The sequence below is a fragment of the Pseudonocardia bannensis genome (genome assembly GCF_012911875.1).
Taxonomy (GTDB): domain Bacteria; phylum Actinomycetota; class Actinomycetes; order Mycobacteriales; family Pseudonocardiaceae; genus Pseudonocardia; species Pseudonocardia bannensis.
Genome location: NZ_JAAXKZ010000002.1, coordinates 32049 through 48794 on the forward strand (window position 1 = coordinate 32049; position 16746 = coordinate 48794).

Sequence of the window (16746 nt, forward strand, 5' to 3'; positions counted from 1 at the left end):
CACCGGCCGCTCACCAGGTCGCCCCCAGCGCCGCGGAGATCTCCCGGGCGGCGCCGAACAGTTCCGCGAGGAACCGGGGCCTCGGTTCGCCACCGGAACCGAACAACTGCTCGATCGGCCCGGCGACACCGAGCGCGCCGACGGCAAGTCCCCCGGCGCTGCGCAGTGGCACTGCGGCCCCGCCGATGCCTGGCTCGAACTCCCCGACATCGGTGGCGCAGCCCCGCTTGCGAGCCGACGCCAGGTGCGCCTCCAGCCCCGCGACGGTCACGCAGGTCCGGCCGGTGTAGCGCTCCAGGTCCAGTTCCCGCGGCGCCGGGGTGGCGGTCGGTGCGAAGGCGAGCAGGCACTTGCCCAGTGCGGTGGCGTGCAGCGGGTGTTCGGAGTTGGTCCGCAGGCGCTGCGGCGAACCGTCGGGGCGGAAGACGTGGTGCACCAGGCTGACGGCGGCGCCCGCCGGCACGCCCAGGTACACCGCGCACCCGGTGCTGCCGGCCAGCGAGTCCGCCCAGTTCATCGCCCGGGCCCGTAGGTCGTGCCGGTCCCACCCGGCGGTGCCGAGGCGGTGCAGCCTCGATCCGATGCGATAGCAGGACGACGCGACGTCCTGGTCGACGAAACCCACCTCGCGCAGCGTGCGGACGATGCCGTGTGCGGTCGGCCGGGGCAGATCGAGGGCGGCTGCCAGCTCACCGAGAGCGAGGGGGCGGCCGGCGCTCCCCAGCAATCGGAGCATCGCCGCGGCCCGTTCGATGGACTGGATGGGGCCTGGCACTACCGCAGCGTAACCCCGAATGTGATCTGTTCGACAAAGCGCGTTCGACATTGCCGAACGAGCGCCGTTGCCGGGATCACATTCCCGTTCCTACCGTCGACGCACACCGCACAGCAGCCGGAAGGAGAGTTCGATGAGGAACTCGTTGCTCGGGGAGTTGTCCTCCGAGTTCGCCGGGACGATGATCCTGATCCTGTTCGGCACCGGGGTGGTCGCCCAAGTGGTGACGTCCCCGGACGGAAGCCTCGGCGACCACGACTCGATCGCGTGGGCCTGGGGCATCGGCGTGACCATGGGTGTGTACGTGGCCGGCCGGCTGAGCGGGGCCCACATCAACCCGGCCGTCACCATCGCCTTCGCCGCCTACAAGGGCTTCCCGTGGCGCAAGGTCCTCCCCTACATCGCGGCCCAGTTCGCGGGCGCGTTCGTGGCGTCGCTCATCGTCCGCGCCACCTACGCCGATGCGATCAACAAGGTCGACCCCGGCCACACCATCAAGACCCAGGGGATCTTCTCGACACTGCCCGGCAACGGCGTGGACGGCATCGGTATCCCGACCGCGTTCCTCGACCAGGTCGTCGGCACGGCCATCCTCATCTTCGTGGTGTTCGCCCTCGTCTCGGCCGTGAACAACCCACCGCTCGCGAACATGACCCCGTTCATCATCGGCCTGCTCGTCGTCGGCATCGGCATGTCGTGGGGCACCAACGCCGGCTACGCCATCAACCCGGCTCGTGACTTCGGCCCGCGGCTGGGCCAGTTCATCACCGGTTACAGCACCGCCATGTTCGACCAGCACGGAGACCTGTACTTCTGGCTGCCGATCATCGCGCCGATCGTCGGTGGGCTCATCGGCGGCGGCCTGTTCGTCCTGCTCATCGAGCGCTTCCTGCCCAGCGAGGCAGCGCTGGAGCCGGGTCCCGCCACGGCCGAACCGCAGCCGTCACGCAACCCCGCGAACCCGACCTGACGAGAGGGAGACGACATCATGGCCGATTTCGTCGGCGCGATCGACCAGGGCACGACCAGTACCCGTTTCATGATCTTCGACCACAGTGGCAACGAGGTGGGGCGCCACCAGCTCGAGCACGAGCAGATCCTGCCCCGGCCCGGCTGGGTCGAGCACAACCCCATCGAGATCTGGACCCGCACCGAGGCCGTCGTGCGGAGCGGACTGAACAAGACCGGCCTGGGGGCTTCCGACCTGTGCGCGCTGGGCATCACCAACCAGCGTGAGACCACGGTGGTCTGGGACAAGCGCACCGGCCGTCCGCTGTACAACGCGATCGTCTGGCAGGACACCCGCACCGACCGCATCGCCTCCGCCCTCGACCGGGACGGCCGCGGTGACGTCATCCGCAAGGTCGCGGGCCTGCCGCCGGCCACCTACTTCTCGGGCGGCAAGATCCAGTGGATCCTGGAGAACGTCGACGGGGTACGGGAGGCAGCCGAGCGCGGCGACGCCCTGTTCGGCAACACCGACACCTGGCTGCTGTGGAACCTCACCGGCGGCACGAGCGGCGGCGTGCACGTCACCGACGTCACCAACGCCAGTCGCACCATGCTGATGGACCTGGAGACCCTCGACTGGGACGAGCAGCTGCTGAACTTCTTCAACATCCCGCGTGCGATGTTGCCGTCGATCCGGCCCAGCTCGTCGCCGGACCCGTACGGCCTCACCCTGAACAGCGGCCCGCTCGGCGGCGAGGTCCCGCTCACCGGCGACCTGGGCGACCAGCAGGCCGCGACCGTCGGGCAGGTCTGCTTCGCCCCGGGAGAGGCCAAGAACACCTACGGCACCGGCAACTTCATGCTGCTCAACACGGGCCACGAGCTGGTCCACTCGAAGGCCGGGCTGCTCACCACCGTCTGCTACCAGTTCGACGACGACCGTCCCGTCTACGCCCTGGAGGGCTCGATCGCGGTCACCGGCTCCGCCGTGCAGTGGCTGCGCGACCAGCTCGGCATCATCTCCGGCGCGGAGAAGAGCGAGTCGCTGGCCCGACAGGTCGAGGACAACGGCGGGGTCTACTTCGTCCCCGCGTTCTCCGGACTGTTCGCGCCGTACTGGCGCTCCGACGCGCGCGGTGCGATCGTCGGGCTGTCGCGGTACAACACGAACGCACACATCGCGCGCGCGACACTGGAGGCGATCTGCTACCAGAGCCGCGACGTCGCCGAGGCCATGGAGTCCGACTCCGGTGTGCACCTCGAGGTGCTCAAGGTCGACGGCGGCGTCACCGCCAACGACCTGTGCATGCAGATCCAGGCCGACGTCCTCGGGGTCCCGGTGAGCAAACCCGTCGTCGCCGAGACCACCGCCCTGGGCGCGGCCTACGCGGCGGGCCTCGCGGTCGGGTTCTGGAACTCGACCGACGAACTGCGCGCGAACTGGAACGAGGACAAGCGCTGGGAGCCGGCGTGGACCCCCGAGCAGCGCGACAGCGCCTACGCGCGCTGGAAGAAGGCCGTGCAGCGCACCCTCGACTGGGTCGACGTCGACTGATCCGGTACCGAAGCACCACGGAAGGAACACCATGAGATCGGTCCCGCTCTCCCCGGAGGCCCGGAGCCGCGCACTGGAGGACATGGCGTCGGCCGAGCTCGACGTCCTGGTCGTCGGCGGTGGCGTCGTGGGTACCGGCAGCGCCCTCGACGCCGCCACCCGCGGGCTGCGCGTCGGGCTCGTCGAGGCGCGGGACTTCGCCTCGGGCACGTCGAGCCGCTCCAGCAAGCTCATCCACGGCGGTCTGCGCTACCTGGAGATGCTGGACTTCCGGCTGGTCGCGGAAGCCCTGCAGGAACGCGGGCTGCTGATCGACCGGCTGGCACCGCACCTCGTCCACCCGGTGCCGTTCCTCTACCCGCTGCAGCACCGCGGCTGGGAGCGGCTCTACGCCGGGGCCGGTGTCGCCCTCTACGACACCTTGGGGCTGTTGTCCGGCCGGGTCCGCGGGGTGCCGCACCACCGGCACCTGACCCGGCGCGGGGCGAAGCGGCTCGTGCCGTCGCTGCGCTCCGACGCCCTGGTCGGAGCGCTCCAGTACTACGACGCCCAGGTCGACGATGCCCGGCACACGATGTTCATCGCCCGCACCGCGGCGGCCTACGGGGCGCACGTCGCCTCCCGGGCCCGGGTGGTCGACCTGCTGCGCGAGGGCGGCCGGATCACCGGGGCCGAGGTCCACGACCTCGAGACCGGGAACCGCATCCGGGTCCGGGCGAAGCAGATCATCAACGCCACCGGCGTGTGGACCGACGAGACGCAGGACCTGGCCGGGGAGCGCGGCCGGTTCCACGTGCGGGCCAGCAAGGGCGTGCACCTGGTCGTGCCCCGGGACCGGATCATGTCGGAGTCCGGACTGATCCTGCGCACCGAGAAGTCCGTGCTGTTCGTCATCCCGTGGGGCCGGCACTGGATCATCGGCACCACCGACACCGACTGGTCGCTGGACAAGGCCCACCCGGCGGCGAGCGCCTCGGACATCGACTATCTGCTCGACCACGTCAACGCGGTACTCGAACAGCCGCTGACCCGCGACGACGTCGAGGGCGTGTACGCGGGGCTGCGACCGTTGCTGTCGGGCGAGTCCGACTCGACGTCGAAGCTGTCCCGCGAGCACGCGGTCGCCAAGCCCGTCCCGGGGCTGGTGGTCGTGGCCGGCGGCAAGTACACGACGTACCGGGTGATGGCGAAGGACGCCGTCGACGCGGCGGTGCACGGCATGGACCGCAAGGTGCCGCCGTCGTGCACCGAGGACGTCCCGCTGCTCGGCGCCGAGGGTTACAAGGCGCTGCGCAACGGGGTGCAGGTCCTGGCCGACCGGACCGGGCTGCACCCGGCCCGGATCGAGCATCTGCTGGGCCGCTACGGGACGCTCATCCACGAGGTGCTCGACCTCGTGTCCGCCGACCCGTCCCTGGGCGAGCCGCTGACCGGGGCGCCCGACCACCTGCGGGCCGAGGTCGTCTACGCCGTGTCGCACGAGGGGGCCCGGCACCTCGACGACGTGCTGACCCGGCGCACCCGGATCTCGATCGAGACCTTCGACCGGGGCCTGGGCTCCGCCGAGGACACCGCCGCGCTGATGGGCGGCGTGCTCGGCTGGAGCGACGAACAGCGCAAACGGGAGATCGAGCACTACCAGGGACGGGTGGCCGCCGAGCGGGAGAGCCAGCGGATGCCCGACGACGCGACGGCCGACTCCGCCCGGATGGGCGCGCCGGACGTGGTCCCGGTGGCCTGACTCCGGCCCCGGACCTGCGCTGACCCCGCCGGTGACGGTGGCCCCGGGCGGAACGCCGGGGGCCACCGTGTCGTCGGTCAGGGACGACGGTGCCGATCGCCTCGTGCTGCTTGCCGAACGTCACGAAGTCGTCCTCCATGATCGCTCGCGGGTTGAACAGCGGGTCGGCGAGCAGGCCGTGCACGCGGCGGCGCTGCATGCACTTGTACACGCAGCCGAACATCATCTCGGTGACCTGGATCTTGCTCATCGCGCCCACGAGTTCGGCGTGCTGGTCGTGCTTGTCCAGGTAGTCCGCGGCGCGCCAGGTGAAGTACCGGCCCATCTCGATCTTCGATGCGACGTCGCCAGCAGGTAACCGACGTTCTGGAAGTGGATGATCGGCTTGAGCGTGCCGGCGGTGTTGTTGCTGGCGAAGTCGAGCGCCTTCTCGTAGGCGGCCCGAGCCACCCCGACCGCGGCGTTCGAGGTGAGACGGTGGCCCTCCTTGTCGGTGTACTTGTACGTGACTCCGGGCGTGCCGCGCTCCACGACGATCGCCGAGAGGCCCTCGGTCCCGCCTGCTTCGGGGTCGGTGCGGACGATGACGGTCTGGGCGTTCACCCCCTGCTCGTCCCAGCCGGCCGAGGACGGCCAGTACTTGCGGCCGTTGAGGACGTAGTGGTCGCCGTCGCGGGTCGCGGTGAGCCCGACACCGGCCGGCCGGGGCAGCGGGATGTCGAAGTTCGCGGTGCCGCTCGGATTGCCCGGCGGCTCGCTCGCGGTCCAACCGCCCAGGTACTCGCCGCTCGGGTCCGAGGTCGCGGCGCGCAGGAAACGCTCCTTCTGCTCCTCGGATCCGTACCAGGCCACCGGCATCAGGCCCAAGGGGATGACGGGTCGTGGCGGGGAATGGGCCGAACAACATCCGGATTGCTCCATCGGTCGCAGCGGAACGCACGCGAACGCGAACTCCGGACCGGGATAGCGTGCGGGGCATGGGCGAACTGGTCGGCATCGAGGAGATCACCGCGGCGGCGGACCGCATCGCGGGCCACGTGCTGCGCACGCCGACCCTGCCGAGTCCGGGGCTGAGCGCGCATTTCGGCGTGCCGGTCACGGTCAAGCTGGAGCTGCTGCAGCGGACCGGCTCGTTCAAACCGCGGGGTGCGGTGGCGAAACTGCTGTCGCTGTCCGGCGCCGAGCGGGCGGCCGGGGTGGTCGCGGTCAGCGGCGGCAACCACGGCGTGGCGCTGGCCGACGTGGCCGGGTCGATGGGGGTGGCGGCGACGGTGGTCATGCCGGAGTCGGCACCGGCCCGCTCGATCGACGCGGCCCGCGCATCAGGGGCGACCGTGCGGCTGACCCCGGACATGGCGGGCGCCTTCGCACTCACCGAACGGCTCGTCGGCGAGGGACTGACCCTCGTGCACCCGTTCGACGACCCGGTGGTCATCGCCGGCCAGGGCACCGTCGGCGCGGAGCTCGTCGCCGACGCACCCGGGCTCACCGATGTGCTGGTCAGCATCGGCGGCGGCGGGCTGATCGCCGGGGTCGCAGCGGCGTTCCGGGCGCTCGCACCCCAGGTGCGGGTGTGGGGCGTCGAGACCGAGGGCGCCGACGCGATGTCGGCCGCGCGGGCGGTCGGCGGGCCGGTGCCCGTCGCGCTGTCGTCCATCGCCAGCACGCTCAGCGCTCCGAGCGTCTCGCAGCTCACCTACGACCACGTGGCCGCCCTGGTCTGCGACGTCCTGGTCGTCTCCGACGCCGACGCCGTCCGCGGGGTGCTGACGCTGGCCGAGCAGGCCAAGGTGTGGACCGAGCCCGCCGCCGGGTGCCTCGTGCTCGCGGCACACCGGGTACTCGACCGGGTCGGCCCGGACGCCCGGCTCGGCCTCGTGGTCTGCGGCGGCAACGTGACCGCGGCCGACGTGGCCGGCTGGGTGCAGCGCTTCGGCTCCGTGCCGTTCCCGCCCCGCACCGCCGGGGCCTGAGCCCGCGCCGCCGGACCGGCCGCCGCGCGCGTCCGGCCGGTGGATCACCGCCGGCTCGCTGTGACCTCGTTCCGCCCCTGCCCGGACGACCGGGCCGCGGACTGCGGGAGAGCCCCGCGGTGTTGCACAGGGCGTGTATGCGGACGTGGTCGTCATCGGGGCCGGGCAGGCCGGACTCTCGGCCGCGTACGGCCTGCGCCGGGGCGGCCTCGAACCGGGCCCGGGCTTCGTCGTGCTCGACGGCGAGGTCGGCCCGGGCGGTGCGTGGCGGCACCGGTGGCCGACGCTGCGGGTCGACGGCGCGCACCGGATCCACGACCTGCCGGGCCTGCCGTTCGCGCCGGACGATCCGGCCCGGCCGGCCGCCGAGGTGGTGCCGGAGTACTTCGACGCCTACGAGCGGGCGTTCGATCTGCGGGTCCGCCGCCCGGTCCGGGTGAGCGCGGTACGCGGCGACGGGCCGGACCTGCTCGTCGAGACCGATGCCGGCACCTGGAGCACCCGCGCCCTGATCAACGCGACCGGCACCTGGACCCGCCCGTTCCGCCCCTCCTACCCGGGCGCCGGCACGTTCCACGGTCGCCAGCCGCACACCGCCGACTACCGCGGCCCCGAGGACTTCACCGGGGAGCGCGTCGTCGTGGTGGGCGGCGGCACGTCGGCGGTGCAGCTGCTCCTGGAGATCGCCCCGCACGCCGCCGCGACGACCTGGGTGACCCGGCGTCCGCCGGAGTTCCGCGAGGGCCCCTTCGACGACGCCGCCGGCCGTGCCGCGGTCGCCCTGGTGGAGCAGCGGGTCCGCGCGGGCCTGCCCCCGGCGAGCGTGGTCGGCGTGACCGGCCTGCCGCTCACCCCGGCGATGCGGGCCGCGCGCGATGCCGGTGTGCTCGACCGGCGCCCGATGTTCGAGCGGATCACCCCCGGCGGTGTGGCCTGGGCGGACGGGACGATCGAGCCCGCCGACACGATCCTGTGGTGCACGGGCTGGCGCCCGGCCCTCGGGCATCTCGCGCCGCTGCGGCTGCGCGGCCCCAGGGGCGGGATCGCGCTCGACGGCACGGCCGCCGTCGCCGACCCGCGGGTGCACCTCGTCGGCTACGGCCCGTCGGCCAGCACGATCGGCGCGAACCGGGCGGGCCGGGCGGCCGCCCGTGCCGTGCTGACCCGGCTGCGCGGGACGGTCGGCGCGGCCGGCACGGCGTTCCACCGCACCGGTTGACCCGCGGCCGGGTGCGTCGTCAGTTCGCGGCGCCCCGGTCCGCCTGTTGCCGGCGCAGCAGCCGGTACTCCCGGACGATCATCACGATGATCGCGATGTCGATCACCGCCAGGATCGGCAGCAGGATCGACCCGGTGCGCGTCGCCCGGTACAACTCGTAGCCGACGAACATCCCCAGCACCGCCACGGCGATCGGGTAGGCCGGCAGGACCCTGCGCAGCAGGGCCCACACCAGCGCCAGCTTGATCACCCCGTGCAGGGCCAGGTAGAGCACGGCGAACGTCCGGTGACCCGACGTGAGCTCCGCGGTGCCGGCGACCAGGTGCCGGCTCAGCGAGCCGTCCGGCGGACCGAGCAGGTCGCGGCTGAGCACGTCACCGACGAGGCGGTGCACGGTCGCGCCGGACACGCAGAGCAGCACCAGGGCGCCGAGCAGCTCGGCCGCCCCGTCGATCCCCTTGATCAGCAGGGCGAACCGGAACAGCCGCTCCGTCCGGCGCGCCCCGCCGTCGCTCACCGCGTGATCCCCGTATGCCCCAGTGAGTAGCGACCCGGCTGCGGCCACACGCACAGCCCGTGCGGGCCGTTGCCGACCGGGATCCTGGTGATCAGCCGGCCGTCGCTGGTCGAGATCACGTAGATCTCGTTGTCGTAGCGGCCGGAGAGCCACAGCTGCGTCCCGTCGGCCGTCACGTTGCCCATGTCCGGGCTGCCCCCGCCGGGGATCGTCCACTTCGTGATCTGCGCGCCAGTGTAGGCGTCGAGCACGCTGATGCTGCCCTCGTGCCGGTTGGTGACGAACATCCGGGTGGCGTCGCGGGACAGGTACAGGCCGTGCGCGCCGTGGCCGGTCGGGATCTCCCGGATCACCTTCGTCGCCGCGGCATCGAGCACCCACAACCCGTTCTGCTGACTGTCGGCGACGTAGAAGACCGAGCCGTCGGGAGCCATCTTGACGTCCTGCGGGCCCATGGTGGTGTTGCGGGTGGGCATGTCGATCATCCGCACGAGCGTGCGCGTCGTCAGGTCGACCACCGCCATCCGGCCGGCGAACTCGCAGCTGAACAGCGCCGTGCGCCCGTCCGGGGTGAAGTCTGCGTGGTCGATGCCCGCGCAGTCAGGGGTGAGGATGGTCTCCTGCTCCTGCCAGGTCTGCGCGTCGTAGAACACAAGTCGCTTGCGGGCCTCGGCCACCGAGATCGCCGAGCGGCCGTCCGGGGTGAAGTACATGTTGTACGGGTCGATCACCGGGATGTCGGCGCCCGGCTTGCCGGTGACCGGGTCGAACGGCGTGATCTTGTTGGTGATGTCGTCGGTCGCGTAGAGGGTCTTCATGTCGTAGGACGGCACGACGTGCTGCAACTCGCCGCCCGGCCGGTACTTGCCCACGACGGCGAACGTGGCCGGGTCGATCACCCAGACCTCGCCGGACTTCGTGTGCGGCACGAACACCAGCGGCGTCGCGGCCTTCGCGGCGTCGGAGAGCATCCCCGCCCCGGCCGCGGCGTAGATGTTGCGCGGGTCGGCCACCGCCGGCATGCCCGGCAGGCCGGGCGGAGCCTCCGGCGCGGCGGGAGGCGCCGCGGCGGCACCGGCGGCCGACGGCGGCGGGGCGGCGGGCTCGGCCGGAGCATCGTTCGCGCACCCGGCCAGGCCGATCACGACGACCAGCATCGCGACGGCGAGCAGCCGTCCCGCCCGCGGCCGTCCGCCCCGCGGGCATCCCGTCCTGAGAGTTACCGACACGAAGAGTTCCTCCTCAGCCGAATAGGTGCCCCGCGGTCACCGGGGTGAGACCCCGGGCCGCCAGATCGTCGAGGGTCCCGGGGAGCGCGTCGAGCGTTCCTGGATGTCTCAGATGCATGCTCACCACGCTGCCGGGTCCGGCCGCGGCGACGTAGTGCCGAACGGCCGTGGCGCCGGGGCCGCTGAGGTCCCGGGGGTCGACGTCGTGGACAGCACGACGGGGTAGTCGGTCGCGCCGTCGAGGTCACCGGCCCCGTGGGAGGTCCGTGCGACCTCGGGGCGGCCCGACCGCGCGTGGTCGGCCTCGGAGGCCGGCCCGGTGCGGACCGCAGCGGGATCCGGACTCCGGGCGGGCCGGGCGGAGGCCGGTGCCGGTGGATCCGGGGACGGCACCGCGGGAGACCCGGAGCCCGCGGCCACGACGAGCCCGGCCGCCGCGCCCGCCCGCAGCAGTGACCGACGGGACGGCGCCGTGTCCTCACCGGGGCCCACGATCGGGCAGCGTACGGCTTCGACCTGCAGAACGCCGCCTCTGACGGGCCACCGGCTCTCCGACGGATGGCCCGGTCACCCGGGGCCGGCGTCAGCCCGTGGGGGCAGCGCCTTCTCGAACGGGTGCTCCCCGACCTGCTCGGCCGGCAGGGCCAGGTCGTAGAGCGGGGTGTAGCCGGTCGCCAGGTACAGCCCGGTCGCCTCGGGCTGGCGCGGACCCGTTGTCAGGTAGACGCGGGTGTAGCCGCGGCGGCGGGCCTCGGCCTCCAGCTCGGCGAGCACGCGGCGGGCCAGCCCGCGGCGGCGGTGGGCGCCGCTGGTCCAGATCCGTTTCAGCTCGGCGGTGTCGGGGTCGTAGCGACGGAACGCCCCGCCGGCCACCGGTGTGCCCCCGTCGAGCAGGACCAGCAGCGCACCGTGCGGCGGCGCGAACTCCGCGGCCGGGTAACGGGTCATCTCCGCACCGGCCCTGGGGCCGTAGCGGGTGCGGTACTCGTGGTCGAGCTCGGCGAGCATGGGGGCGACGAGCGGATCGTGCAGCGCGGCATGGCGCACCTCGAGGACCGACACACCTCCATGAAACGCGGCGCCGCACCGCCGTGTGGTGTGGGGCCGGGCGCGCAGGGGCGGAGACCACGTGACGGTGGAGCACCTCGGCCCGGTCGGGGCGGACGGCGGCCCGGCCGGGCCGCCGTCCGACGTGGGAACTGCGGTCAGCTCGCCGCCAGCGGTCCGACCACCGGCGTCCACGGCCAGGTACGGCTCTCCGCGATGACACCGTGCACGCTGAACGGGTCCCCGTCGATCCACGTCGCCAGCTCGCGCTCGTCCGCGACGTCGTAGATCAGCAGGCCGCCCGATCCGTCGCCGAACGGGCCGGCCTGCCGCACGACGCCCTGGGCAACCATGCCCTGCAGGTACTCCCGGTGCATCGGGCGCACCCGGTCGAGCAGCGCCGTGTCGTCGGTGTAGCGCCAGACCACCGCGAAGAGCGCCATCAGGCCTTCCCCCCGGTGAGGAACTCCAGCGCCAGGGCGTTGAACACCTCGGCCTGCTCCCACTGGGGCCAGTGCCCCGCGTCGGAGATCACCTCGAAGCGGGCGTCCGGCATCTTCGCCGCCATCTCCATTCCCGCCGCGGCGGGGCCGGACGGGTCGTCGCTGGTCCAGACGACCATGGCCGGTCCGGCGACGGCGGCCAGCTCGTCGTCGGTGACCAGGTTCCGGGCGCGGATCTCGGGGTCCTGCAGGCACAGCAGGTGCTTCATGGACCGGGCGAACCCGGGCCGGGCGTAGATGGCGCGGCGGATGCCGACCAGCTCGTCGGTCACCGACGAGGGATCGGCCATCAGCCACTCCAGCCGGGCCCGGATGCGCTCCTCGCTGGGGTCGTCGGCGGCGGCCTGGGACAGGCTGCGGATCCGCTCCATCACCTCGGGGGTGGCCATCGTGCCGCCCGGGGTGTTGAGCAGGACCCGGCCGACCCGCTCCGGGTGCGCGGCCGCGTACTTGAGCGCGAGCCAGCCCCCGAGCGACTCCCCGGACAGGTGGGCGCGGTCGACCCCGAGCGCGTCGAGCAGGCCGTCGAGGTGCGCCACGTAGTCCGGCAGCTCGAGGTCGCGGGTGGCGTGGGTCGTGTAGCCGTGCCCCGGGTACTCGTAGGCGATCACGCGGAAGTGCTCCGACAGCGGCGCGATGTTGTGCGCGTACGCCTCCAGGTGCCCACCGGTGCCGTGCATGAGCACGAGCGGCTCGCCCTCGCCGGCCTCCAGGACCCGGGTCCGCCACTCGCCGACCTGTACGTAACGGATCTCGAACGCGAGGCCCGCCAGCGCGGACCAGACCGACGGCCGGCTCATGCCGGCACCCCCGCGTCCTTCAGCGCGGCCAGTACGTCGGCACCGGTGACGACCTCGCCGAGCAGGCCGAGGGTCTCCAGCGATGCCTGGTGGACCTCCGGCGCGGCCGCGCTGCACGCGTCGGACACCACGATCGTGCGGTACCCGAGGTCACCGGCCGAACGAGCGGTGCTCTCGACCGAGATGTTGGTGGCCACGCCCGTGATCACCACGGTGTCGATGCCGCGGCCGCGCAGCACGGCGTCCAGCTCGCTGCCGACGAAGCCGCTGACCCGCTGATGGGTGACGACGATGTCGCCCGCGGCCGGGAGGAGCTCGTCGACGATGTCGGCGGCGGGGGTGCCGTCGACCAGGCAGCCCTGCTGACCGACCATCGCGAGCAGCGGGAAGTTGCCCACCAGGTCGCCGTAGCCGGGCTGGAACGCCACCCGGGTGTAGACGACCAGGGCTCCGGCCGCGCGCGCGGCGTCCTGCAGGGCCTTCGTGGTCGGCACCACGCCGGTGGCCGTGGCCTGCTCGGCGAACAGCGCGCCGAAGGCGCCGTCGGGGGTGATCACATCGTTCTGGAAGTGCACCGCGATGATCGCGGTCCGGCGCGGGTCGAGTTCCATGGGGCCCTTCTCTGATGCTGCGGGGACAGATCTCAGGTGAGCGAGCGGGCGGTGGTCAGCCCGAATCCGGCGATCCACTCGGGGATCGCCTCGTAGAAGGAGGTCTCGACCTCGTAGCGGCCGGCGACGGCGAGCGCGGCGTACGCCGCGATCCAGGTGCGCACCTCGTGCGCGGAGTGCCCGCCCTGCTCGACGAACCAGTCGTTGCGCCAGTCGTCGACCCGCTCCAGCTCGCCGGACGCGAGCACGGCCAGCACCTCCTGGTCCCACCGCGGGTTGAGCGGCATCAGATCCGACGTTCCGGCGGCGAACGCGGCGATGGCGTCGACCACCCGGGCCTCCCGGGCCGCGCGCTCCTCGGCGGTGGGGTTGCGCCCGGCGATCAGCCGCTCGACGACCGGGGGCGGCGCCGAGTCCAGGCGCGGGACCGGCGGGTCGTGGGAGAGCCCGCCGGACCCGACGACGAGCACCCGCTTGCCGGTGGCCACCGCGGCCCGGCCGACGGCCTCGCCGAGGAGCCGGGCGCGGCCGACCGGGCCGAGCGGCTCGGCGACGCAGTTGATGAACACGGGCACCACCGGCACCGCGTCGATCGATCCGAAGAGCAGCTCCAGGGGCTGGCAGAAACCATGGTCGACCTGCATGCGTTCGGACATCGCGACGTCGATGCCGGAGGCGAGGACCTCACGGGAGATGGCGTGCGCGGCGTCGGCGTCGACCGGCAACGGACCCTTGGGCAGGCCGTAGTCGCCGACCGACTCGGCCGCCGCGCCGATGCAGAACGGCGGCATCATGTCGTAGAAGAACCCGTTGTAGTGGTCGGGCCCGAAGATCACGACGAGCTCGGGATCGTAGTCGCCGATGAATGCGCGGGCCCGGTCGAACGCCGCCTCCACCCGGCCGGCGGCCTCCGGCGCGGGTTCGGCCCGCCCCATCAGAGGAGTGTGCGAGGTCGTGCAGAGTGCCAAGGACATCGTCGGCTCCTAGCATTCTAGCGTTCCAACGATCGTAGGGGTGGGCGGTGAGCGCGGGCAAGACCTCCGCCCGCGGTCGCGGCGCCACCGGCTGCCCGCCCGGTTAGGCTGACAGGATGACCATGAGCGACCGCTCCGGACTTCGGCCCGCTGCGGGTGCTGCCCGCTCGTCGTCCGTGCGCCTCGGTTCGCTCGTCTACGAAGAGATCAAGGAGCGGCTGCTCGAAGGTGGCTACGCCGCAGGCGAGCGACTGCAGGTCGAGGCGCTCAAGGCGCAGTTCCAGGTGAGCAAGCAACCGGTGATGGAGGCGCTGCGCCGGCTGTCCGGGGAAGGGCTCGTCGAGATCATCCCGCAGGTCGGCTGCCAGGTGTGCAGCTATCCGCCGCAGGAGGTCGACGACTTCTTCCGGCTCTTCGGTGGCCTGGAGGGCACGATCGCCGAGGTCGCGGCGGCCCGGCGCACCGAGGCCCAGCTGCAGCGTCTCGCGCAGGTCGAGGACCACATCGCGAGGCTGCGCGCGGAGGTCGACCCCGGGCGGCGAAGCCACGGCTACCGAGTGCACAACCGCGAGTTCCACGCCGTGGTGCACGAGATGGCCGGCTCCCAGATCATGGCCGCCACCAGCCAGCGGATGTGGGACCTCAGCGACTTCCTGATCAACACGACCGGCATCTCCACCCCGCTGTCCGAGGCGCTCGACCAGCGCCACGCCGACCACGAGCGGATCACCGAGGCACTGCGTGCTCAGGACGGCGCCGCGGCGCGCCGCGAGATGGAGTCCCACATCGCGGGCACCGTCGACATCATCCGGCTGGAGGTCAGGGCGGCGGGCCCGGCCGCTGGCCGCAGCGGCAGCTGACGAGCCCTCACCCCAGCGCCGCGGCCAGCAGGTCCACCTGCGCGGGCTCGGCCCGGCACGGGAAGAGCACCAGCTCGTCGCAGCCCGCTTCACCCATCGCGGCCACGGTGTCGCGCACGGCGTCCGGGGTGGTCAGCGCGGAGTCGGCCACCGCGGCGGCCCCGGCGCCGACGAACGCGTAATAGTCCGTCAGGTACTCCCGGGCGTACCGCGCCCCGTCCTCACCCAGGGCGAAGTAGGCCACGGCCATCAGCCGGGGCGCGCCGTCACGGCCATGCCGCCGCCACGCCGCGCGCACCGCGGCCGCTCCCTCCGCGAAGAACCCGGTGCTGCCGGCGATCCAGCCGTCGCCGAACCGGCCCACCCGGTCCAGGGCCGGGCCGGACCGCCCACCGAGCACGATCCGCGGCCGGCCGTTCGACGGCGCAGGTCCCACGCGGACCGGCCCGGGCCGGCCGGTCCAGGTCTCGTGCAGCTCGGTGAGCACCTCGTCGAGCCGCCGGCCCCGCCTGCCGAAGTCGGCGCCGGTGGCCCGGTAGTCGTCCGGCCGGGTGCCGACGCCCAGGCCCAGGGTGAACCGCCCGCCCGAGAGCCGGTCGAGCGTCGCGGCCTGGCTGGCCAGCAGCGCCGACGGCCCCCGGTTCGGGGCCAGCAGCACGTAGGTGCCCAGCCCGATCCGCTCGGTCACGGCTGCGGCCGCCCCGAGCGTGACCAGCGGCTCGTAGTTGTCGTAGACCAGCCGGTCCAGTGTGGCCAGTGAGGCGAACCCGGCGGCCTCCGACCGCCGGGCCCACTCCACGATCTGGCCCGGCCGCGCGCCGGGGATCGCCGCGGGCAGCCCGATCCCGACGCGCGTGCCTGCCGAATCAGCCAAGCTCCAGCCCCTTCAGTGCCGGGATCACCTCGCGCCCGTACAGCTCGTAGGAGCGCAGGGTCTGCTCGCGGGTGAGGGTGCCGAACGACCCCCAGAAGATGATGTTGCCGCACTGCAGCGTCTTCGCCTGCTCGGCCAGCTGGTCGCGCACCGTCTCCGGCGAGCCCACGCAGATGATGCCCGCCTCGATAAGGCCCTCCCAGCTGATCGGGCCGGACGTGAACGGCCGGAAGAACGACTGGTAGTACTCGTATCCGGCCGGGACGTTGTCCAGGTCCTCGAAGATCGCGTGCTCCTTGAACAGCGCGAACAGGTGGCCGAGCGCGGGCTCGGCGATGTCGCGGGCCTGCTCGTCGGAGTCGGCGACGAAGATGTTGCGCATCACGGCGAGCTGGTCCGGACTCGTCGAGTTCCCGGCATCGGCCGCCGCCTTGCGGTACCGGTCGAACATGTCCTTGGTCTCGCCGACCGGCAGGAACGTGTGGCCCATCTTGTAGCCCTTGCGGCCCGCCCACTCCACGGTCTCCGGGCTCAGCGCCGTGATCCAGACCGGCGGGTTGGGCTGCTGCAGCGGCCGCGGCCAGATGCTGACGTCCTGGTAGTCCCAGAACCTGCCGTGGTGGCTGAAGACCGGGTTGTGCCACGCGGTGTGGATGAGCTCCATGCCCTCCTCGAAGCGCGGCCGGGTCTCCTCCATCGGCACGCCCTGACGCAGGAACTCCTGCTCGTCCACCCCGCGACCCAGGCCGACCTCGAGCCGCCCGCCGGTGAGGTAGTCGAGCATCGCCGCCTCCTCCGCGAGCCGGCGCGGGTCGTGGAACGGGATGATGTTGGCCATCACGCCCAGCCGCATGTTCTTCGTCAGCTTCGCGACCGTCGCCACCAGCAGGTTGGGTGAGGGGCTGACGTTGTAGGCGGTGAAGTGGTGCTCGCTGAAGAAGATCCCGTCGAAGCCCTGGTCGTCGGCCTTCAGCCAGGACTCGAAGTGCCAGTCGTAGAGCTCGGCGCACTTCGCCGGGTCGAACTTCTCCGGGTCCGGGTCGAACGGGTAGTTGAAGATGTCGAAGATCCAGCTCTTGACCATGGACGCTCCTTTGCGCTCCGGGCAGTGCGGACT

The 16746-nt window shown here is 72.5% G+C and carries 17 protein-coding genes and 2 pseudogenes; 6 read left to right on the plus strand and 13 right to left on the minus strand.

Going from position 1 to position 16746, the window contains the following annotated elements:
* Nucleotides 1–10: 10 nt before the first annotated feature.
* Nucleotides 11–775 carry an IclR family transcriptional regulator gene (locus HF519_RS00955; RefSeq protein ID WP_169409681.1) on the minus strand — a complete coding sequence of 255 codons (765 nt, stop codon included), beginning with the start codon at nt 773–775 and terminating at the stop codon, nt 11–13.
* A gap of 133 nt (nt 776–908) precedes the next feature.
* Between HF519_RS00955 and HF519_RS00960 the strand changes: the two genes are divergently transcribed.
* Genes HF519_RS00960 through HF519_RS00970 form a run of 3 tightly spaced genes read left to right on the plus strand, consistent with a single transcriptional unit; the run spans nt 909 to nt 5022 of the window.
* Nucleotides 909–1745, plus strand: coding sequence for an MIP/aquaporin family protein (locus HF519_RS00960; protein ID WP_169409682.1), 837 nt, complete (start codon nt 909–911; stop codon nt 1743–1745).
* A gap of 18 nt (nt 1746–1763) precedes the next feature.
* Entirely contained in the window at nt 1764–3281 is a 1518-nt protein-coding gene (gene glpK, locus HF519_RS00965) for a glycerol kinase GlpK (protein WP_169409683.1), read from the plus strand.
* A gap of 31 nt (nt 3282–3312) precedes the next feature.
* The gene (locus HF519_RS00970) at nt 3313–5022 is read left to right on the plus strand and encodes a glycerol-3-phosphate dehydrogenase/oxidase (RefSeq protein WP_169409684.1); all 1710 of its coding nucleotides are present in this window, start codon (nt 3313–3315) and stop codon (nt 5020–5022) included.
* Nucleotides 5023–5257: 235 nt separating this feature from the next.
* Here HF519_RS00970 and HF519_RS33160 read toward each other — a convergent pair.
* A pseudogene (locus HF519_RS33160) lies at nt 5258–5659 on the minus strand (hypothetical protein); the annotation flags it as partial.
* Nucleotides 5551–5943 (minus strand): annotated as a pseudogene (locus HF519_RS33165) (hypothetical protein); the annotation flags it as partial. The pseudogenes HF519_RS33165 and HF519_RS33160, both read right to left, overlap by 109 nt.
* 56 nt (nt 5944–5999) lie before the next feature.
* On the opposite strand from HF519_RS33165, the gene HF519_RS00980 reads away from it, so the two are divergent.
* Both HF519_RS00980 and HF519_RS00985 read left to right on the plus strand, forming a co-directional pair.
* Nucleotides 6000–6995, plus strand: a complete 996-nt coding sequence (locus HF519_RS00980) for a threonine ammonia-lyase (RefSeq protein WP_246242063.1) — start codon at nt 6000–6002, stop codon at nt 6993–6995.
* A gap of 133 nt (nt 6996–7128) precedes the next feature.
* Nucleotides 7129–8214 carry a flavin-containing monooxygenase gene (locus HF519_RS00985; RefSeq protein ID WP_169409685.1) on the plus strand — a complete coding sequence of 362 codons (1086 nt, stop codon included), beginning with the start codon at nt 7129–7131 and terminating at the stop codon, nt 8212–8214.
* A gap of 19 nt (nt 8215–8233) precedes the next feature.
* Here HF519_RS00985 and HF519_RS00990 read toward each other — a convergent pair whose 3' ends face one another.
* From HF519_RS00990 to HF519_RS01025, 8 genes are all read right to left on the minus strand, one after another.
* A complete protein-coding gene (locus tag HF519_RS00990; RefSeq protein ID WP_169409686.1) occupies nt 8234–8731 on the minus strand; it encodes a DUF2127 domain-containing protein in 498 nt (165 codons plus the stop codon).
* On the minus strand, nt 8728–9960 hold the full coding sequence (locus tag HF519_RS00995) for a YncE family protein (protein ID WP_312859825.1): 1233 nt from the start codon (nt 9958–9960) through the stop codon (nt 8728–8730). Before HF519_RS00995 ends, HF519_RS00990 begins: the two co-directional genes overlap by 4 nt.
* A 120-nt stretch (nt 9961–10080) precedes the next feature.
* Nucleotides 10081–10452 (minus strand): twin-arginine translocation signal domain-containing protein, encoded by a 372-nt coding sequence (locus HF519_RS01000; protein WP_169409687.1) that lies wholly within the window; start codon nt 10450–10452, stop codon nt 10081–10083.
* 75 nt (nt 10453–10527) lie between these two features.
* Entirely contained in the window at nt 10528–11022 is a 495-nt protein-coding gene (locus HF519_RS01005; protein WP_312859826.1) for a GNAT family N-acetyltransferase, read from the minus strand.
* A 143-nt stretch (nt 11023–11165) separates the two neighbouring features.
* Entirely contained in the window at nt 11166–11450 is a 285-nt protein-coding gene (locus HF519_RS01010) for a YciI family protein (protein ID WP_169409688.1), read from the minus strand.
* Complete coding sequence (locus HF519_RS01015; RefSeq protein ID WP_169409689.1) at nt 11450–12310, minus strand: alpha/beta fold hydrolase; 861 nt, start codon at nt 12308–12310, stop codon at nt 11450–11452. Before HF519_RS01015 ends, HF519_RS01010 begins: the two co-directional genes overlap by 1 nt.
* On the minus strand, nt 12307–12921 hold the full coding sequence (locus HF519_RS01020) for a cysteine hydrolase family protein (RefSeq protein ID WP_169409690.1): 615 nt from the start codon (nt 12919–12921) through the stop codon (nt 12307–12309). Before HF519_RS01020 ends, HF519_RS01015 begins: the two co-directional genes overlap by 4 nt.
* Nucleotides 12922–12953: 32 nt before the next feature.
* Nucleotides 12954–13895, minus strand: coding sequence for a 3-carboxyethylcatechol 2,3-dioxygenase (locus HF519_RS01025; RefSeq protein WP_169409691.1), 942 nt, complete (start codon nt 13893–13895; stop codon nt 12954–12956).
* 116 nt (nt 13896–14011) lie between these two features.
* Between HF519_RS01025 and HF519_RS01030 the strand changes: the two genes are divergently transcribed.
* Complete coding sequence (locus tag HF519_RS01030; protein WP_169409692.1) at nt 14012–14755, plus strand: GntR family transcriptional regulator; 744 nt, start codon at nt 14012–14014, stop codon at nt 14753–14755.
* A 7-nt stretch (nt 14756–14762) separates the two neighbouring features.
* Here HF519_RS01030 and HF519_RS01035 read toward each other — a convergent pair whose 3' ends face one another.
* The gene (locus HF519_RS01035; RefSeq protein WP_169409693.1) at nt 14763–15629 is read right to left on the minus strand and encodes an LLM class flavin-dependent oxidoreductase; all 867 of its coding nucleotides are present in this window, start codon (nt 15627–15629) and stop codon (nt 14763–14765) included.
* The gene (locus tag HF519_RS01040; protein WP_169409694.1) at nt 15622–16713 is read right to left on the minus strand and encodes an LLM class flavin-dependent oxidoreductase; all 1092 of its coding nucleotides are present in this window, start codon (nt 16711–16713) and stop codon (nt 15622–15624) included. The genes HF519_RS01035 and HF519_RS01040 overlap by 8 nt, the downstream gene beginning before the upstream one ends.
* Between the last annotated feature and the right edge of the window lie 33 nt (nt 16714–16746).